General features: G+C 35.6%; 7 protein-coding genes and 1 tRNA gene. 5 read left to right on the top strand and 3 right to left on the bottom strand.

What is annotated here, in order from left to right:
* The first annotated feature begins 41 nt into the window (after positions 1–41).
* Complete coding sequence (locus tag AOG55_RS01725) at positions 42–1,016, top strand: phospholipase D-like domain-containing protein (RefSeq protein WP_055040809.1); 975 nt, start codon at positions 42–44, stop codon at positions 1,014–1,016.
* On the opposite strand, the gene AOG55_RS01720 is transcribed toward AOG55_RS01725, so the two are convergent.
* Complete coding sequence (locus AOG55_RS01720) at positions 992–1,363, bottom strand: hypothetical protein (RefSeq protein ID WP_055040808.1); 372 nt, start codon at positions 1,361–1,363, stop codon at positions 992–994. The two genes, AOG55_RS01725 and AOG55_RS01720, sit on opposite strands and share 25 nt — an antisense overlap.
* Positions 1,364–1,462: 99 nt before the next feature.
* Here AOG55_RS01720 and AOG55_RS01715 point away from each other — a divergent pair, with 99 nt between their 5' ends.
* Positions 1,463–1,738 (top strand): hypothetical protein, encoded by a 276-nt coding sequence (locus AOG55_RS01715; RefSeq protein ID WP_048101351.1) that lies wholly within the window; start codon positions 1,463–1,465, stop codon positions 1,736–1,738.
* Here AOG55_RS01715 and AOG55_RS01710 read toward each other — a convergent pair.
* A complete protein-coding gene (locus tag AOG55_RS01710) occupies positions 1,730–2,125 on the bottom strand; it encodes a hypothetical protein (RefSeq protein ID WP_055040807.1) in 396 nt (131 codons plus the stop codon). The genes AOG55_RS01715 and AOG55_RS01710 overlap by 9 nt on opposite strands.
* A 102-nt stretch (positions 2,126–2,227) precedes the next feature.
* Here AOG55_RS01710 and AOG55_RS01705 point away from each other — a divergent pair.
* From AOG55_RS01705 to AOG55_RS09535, 3 genes are all read left to right on the top strand, one after another.
* Positions 2,228–2,300, top strand: a tRNA-Val gene (locus tag AOG55_RS01705).
* A 352-nt stretch (positions 2,301–2,652) separates the two neighbouring features.
* A complete protein-coding gene (locus AOG55_RS09540) occupies positions 2,653–3,279 on the top strand; it encodes a site-specific integrase (RefSeq protein WP_055040806.1) in 627 nt (208 codons plus the stop codon).
* Complete coding sequence (locus AOG55_RS09535) at positions 3,240–3,491, top strand: AAA family ATPase (RefSeq protein WP_175266824.1); 252 nt, start codon at positions 3,240–3,242, stop codon at positions 3,489–3,491. Before AOG55_RS09540 ends, AOG55_RS09535 begins: the two co-directional genes overlap by 40 nt.
* A 578-nt stretch (positions 3,492–4,069) precedes the next feature.
* Here the strand turns inward: AOG55_RS09535 and AOG55_RS01685 are convergent.
* On the bottom strand, positions 4,070–4,261 hold the full coding sequence (locus tag AOG55_RS01685) for a hypothetical protein (RefSeq protein WP_054964087.1): 192 nt from the start codon (positions 4,259–4,261) through the stop codon (positions 4,070–4,072).
* Positions 4,262–4,406: the final 145 nt, after the last annotated feature.

Raw genomic sequence — 4,406 nt, 5'->3', positions numbered from 1 at the left:
TAATTAGAAAAATTAATATAACAATTTTTTGTTGTCCTATTATGTCCTACAAATTATATGTGGAGCCTGAGGATAAATACATTAAAATACTTGATTTCATTAAAAAAAGTTCCAAATATCTTTACATTAATTATTATCTTGTTGATGATCAAATCATAATAAACGAGATAAAAAATGCAGTCTCCCGGAGTGTTGATGTAAGAATAATTGTTGATGGCCGTCCATATGGAATAAATGGTGATGATGGAACACACGATGAAATAAAGATACTGAAGGATACCGGGGCAAAGGTTAAAATAGCACCGCCAAGGTTTGAAAGGCCCAATGTTTTCGATCATGCAAAGTACATGGTGACAAGGGGGAAATGCAACATAGGGACGTTAAATTTAACCGAGGCAGCATTCACAAAAAACCGTGAGTACGGTCTCATAATAAAGAATAAAAAAATTAGCAGGGACCTTAAAAAATTATTTCTGGCTGATTGGAAAAACACAGATGCAGGAATAAAAAGCAGGAATTTAATAATATCACCCGGGTCCCAGGAATCCATATTGAATTTCTTAAAAAGGGAGAGGCGTATATTAATCGAAAGTGAGGAGGTAGGAGATGATGATGCCATTCTCAATGAGTTCAGGGAGAAGGGTAAAAAATTGAGCATTATAGTACCATCATCTGTGTCAAGTACAGACCTTAAAAATCTTCAAAAGCTCTCAAAATCTGGTGTGAGGGTCAGGTACATGCCTGTATCAAAATTATACATGCATGCCAAGTTAATAATAGGCAGAAATGAATTTTTTATAGGTTCGGAAAATTTTACGAAGGCCAGCCTAAATCATAACAGGGAGGTTGGAATTCTGGCAAGAAAATTTTTTATGGTTTCTGATGTAAAAAAAATCTTTAAAAAGGACTGGAAAAACGCCAGCAAAACATATGAGGCGGCAATAGAATATGAAAAAAAATTAAAAAAATCTGGAGATTATGAAAAAGGTAATCAGTCAACATCGTATAAATCCTGATAATAAACAGTTTTAATTTCATCTGCCTTTATAATGATTCTATTATTATAAACCTCCATTATATCACCCTCAATTATCCCATCCTTTTTTGTAACTGCCCTTATATGCCCCTCCAGCGGCACCTCCTTGCACTCCCTAAATTCTTCAGGCTCTATAACAGTGGGGGTATACATGGGATTATCATTTCTTGAAAATTTTAATGGGAGATCCATAAATATTGTTCCGTTTGATATGTTTCTTATAAGTCCTGTATATGTCATATTGTTTATTTTTATTAGATAGATTCCATCAAGGTCATTATTTTTATATTCATTTTCAAGTTCTTTAATGCTAAGCACCCTGGCCATGGAATGCAAATTAATTATTATATAATTAGTTTATCTTATGGTAAATATATTTAAAAAAATTTTAATTAAACTTTATATATGCCTGTGATATATTTAATTATGGTAGAAGTAGTAGTTATACATAAATGGAAGGATGAGCAGAAGGATGATGTAATGGGTTTTGCCTCAAAGGTTATGGAAATGGCAAAAGATAAAAAACTCCCCGCAGGTTTAAAACTAAATGAATTGTACCTTGCTGAAAAGAAAAACGAGGCAGTTTGCAGATGGACAGTTGATTCACTGGATCATTTAATGGAAACAGCAAAATCTTTTAAACCAACATGGGAAATAGACGCATTTGAGGTTGACCAGAAGTATAAAAAAGGTTTATTCTAATTTTTTTAATTTTTTTGATTTAATTCCTATTGATGCACCATATTCCTCCAGTTTTTTTATCTGTTCCTTATGAAATCCTAAAAATATTCCCTTGCCCTTTCCGCCAACATATATATTTCCATTAAGCCTTATTAAATTACCAAGGGTTTTATCTATTATTGTTATTAAATGGCCCTTAACCGGTATGTCCACCCTTTCTGAATCCCATGAAATTTCAGGATAGTCACTATGATGTGGTAATATTATTTTTTTTAATTCTGGGGATTCAATATCAACATGTGTAACATGGGCCCTTGAATAGCCCTTAATGTGTATGTATATTCTTGCATCTGGGAGAACATTGCCATCCAGCATAATTATTCCTCTTAACTTTATTTTACCTGCCACCAGTATTTATATCTTTATGTTATAAATTATTTTATAAAATAATATGATATATTTATCAATACAACGTTAAAATTTTATATGGAAAACTGATTAAGGTATGCAGGGCTCGTAGTCTAGTGGTTATGATACCGCCCTTACAAGGCGGTGGTCACCGGTTCAAATCCGGTCGGGCCCACCTAATTTATTAATCGAATACTTTCTATCCCAGCAGCCGTTATGCTATTATGACAATATAGCAGAAGCATAATGAACTGCTTCTTGATGGCGATGTAAAAAGATGGTTTGAGAATTTAAAGGCAAAGTCCGTCTTAAGTGCGACTGTTTATTTACGAGGATTAGGGTATTACTGCTATCTCAATAATACAAACCTAAAGGAAATTCTAGAGAATGCAAGGAACAATGAAAAGGAGTTCAAGGATAAATTCAAAGATTTTGTAAGAAAGCACGAAAAAGAGGGCAAGGCAGAATCATACATAGCGAGATTCAAGAAGGTAATCCTATCAAGGCTGAAGTTTAATGGTATCGGCTTGCAGTTAACCGTTAACATATCAGGGGAAAACGAGACACCAACAATCGTTAACGAAAGAGTGCCTAATAAAGAAGAACTATCAAGGATATTGAGAAAGGCAACATCAAGGGCAAAGGTATCAATATCCCTAATGGCATTTTCAGGATTGAGCGCTGAAAGCTTAGGCAATTACGAGGGCACAGATAGATTGAGGCTGGGAGATATAAAGGAACTGCACATATCAGATGATATAACATTTGATAAGATACCGGCTATGGTTGTTGTTAAACAAAAATTAAGCAAGGTAAGACATCAGTATTTTACATTCATAGGCAGGGAAGGAGCAACATACATTAAGGAATATCTGGATGAAAGAAAGAAGAACGGAGAGGAATTAACCTATGATTCACCACTATTACAATTTGATTCCAGATGCATCAGGAAAAATGATTTTTTAAGGACAACATTGGTTACAAGGGATATAAGACAAGCAATAGAACTGGCAGGATTAAAGATGAGACCATACGTTTTGAGGGCTTATTTCTCAACAGCACTTGACATAGCGGAATCAAAGGGCTTAATATCTCACCATGGAAGCAGTTTATCATGGATCCTCAGGACAATCTCACAACCTATTTTTGCATAGACAAATCCTCGCTTAAATCAACAATATACGATGTCATGATAAATGGAGGGCCTGAAGGCACAATCGTAAGAAAAGACGACCTAGACATAGTTCCAAGCACAATAGACCTCGCAGGCGCGGAAGTAGAGCTCAACGGCAAAATCGGCAGGGAATACATTCTCGATAACGAGCTAAAGAAAATATCAAAGAACACACAATACCGCTTCGCTTAGTGCGGGATTGAAACTTGACTGATTGAAACCTTGTTCAAATCCTTATCTAAATTTATCCGAAAAGAGCCTTTCACTGTTTTGAAGTTCTCAGACACGACCCAATATTCTGCGATTAGACTGATTTGTCCTTGGATACGAGGGATAAGTTGAGTGGAATCCAAGAACGCGTTCAACATTAAGGTGTCAGGTTTATTTTTTAACACCCAAAAAGCATCAAATTTGCTATATGTCTTGGGCAGAATATCCGCAAAAGGTATTTGATACCCTCTTCATTTTAATTCCGATGATTGTTTGACAAATTCTTCCGCGGTCTGAGAATTTCTGAGGCTAATCAGATAAGCATAACAATTCCTTGCGATCATTTTCTTATGATTATTTTTAACTGCTACATGGAAAAATCTAGATGCCAAGGGCTGGCTGTTAACTAGATCTACATCTCCGAAGGTTCCATCCATAAGGCAGAGTTAAAGTTTATCAGGAGGAAGTTGGATGAGTATTCCAATAATAGCAAGTATCGTTCCAATGACGCCTATCACTATGCCAATTACGGTCAATTCAAAGTCAGTCACCACTCACAATCATTCCCCGTCAACAGGTTCAAATTCCTTCAGTGGTCCTTCGAAACCGCATTTGGGACATGTTATAATCGCGCCTAGAGCGACAAGGCCGCCCGGCATTTTTATCCCGGCCTTGTACTCAATAGGTTTCAAGCCCCAAGTAGGTTTATTGAAAATTTCTCCGCACTTTGGGCATTTGATTTTCTTTGTCATCTCAATAACCTCACTGATAACATAATACGGTAAGTTAAAAATTTTCCTATCTAAAGATTAAAATTACAGTATTAGCTTAAAACTTTAATCAAATCCGGTCGGGCCCATACAGAATAAAGAAATATGGGCAAAACCAAAAAACTTT

Origin of the sequence: Acidiplasma cupricumulans (assembly GCF_001402935.1) — an archaeon.
Taxonomy (GTDB): domain Archaea; phylum Thermoplasmatota; class Thermoplasmata; order Thermoplasmatales; family Thermoplasmataceae; genus Acidiplasma; species Acidiplasma aeolicum.
Note: the sequence above shows the minus strand (reverse complement) of the source record. Positions and strands in the feature narration are given on the sequence as shown.

Bases quoted from the DNA above. Each gene is read 5' to 3' on its own strand.
- AOG55_RS01725 (WP_055040809.1), top strand. From the start codon at position 42: ATGTCCTACAAATTATATGTGGAGCCTGAGGATAAATACATTAAAATA.
- AOG55_RS01715 (WP_048101351.1), top strand. From the start codon at position 1,463: ATGGTAGAAGTAGTAGTTATACATAAATGGAAGGATGAGCAGAAGGAT.
- AOG55_RS01685 (WP_054964087.1), bottom strand. From the start codon at position 4,261: ATGACAAAGAAAATCAAATGCCCAAAGTGCGGAGAAATTTTCAATAAA.
- AOG55_RS01720 (WP_055040808.1), bottom strand. From the start codon at position 1,363: ATGGCCAGGGTGCTTAGCATTAAAGAACTTGAAAATGAATATAAAAAT.
- AOG55_RS09535 (WP_175266824.1), top strand. From the start codon at position 3,240: ATGGATCCTCAGGACAATCTCACAACCTATTTTTGCATAGACAAATCC.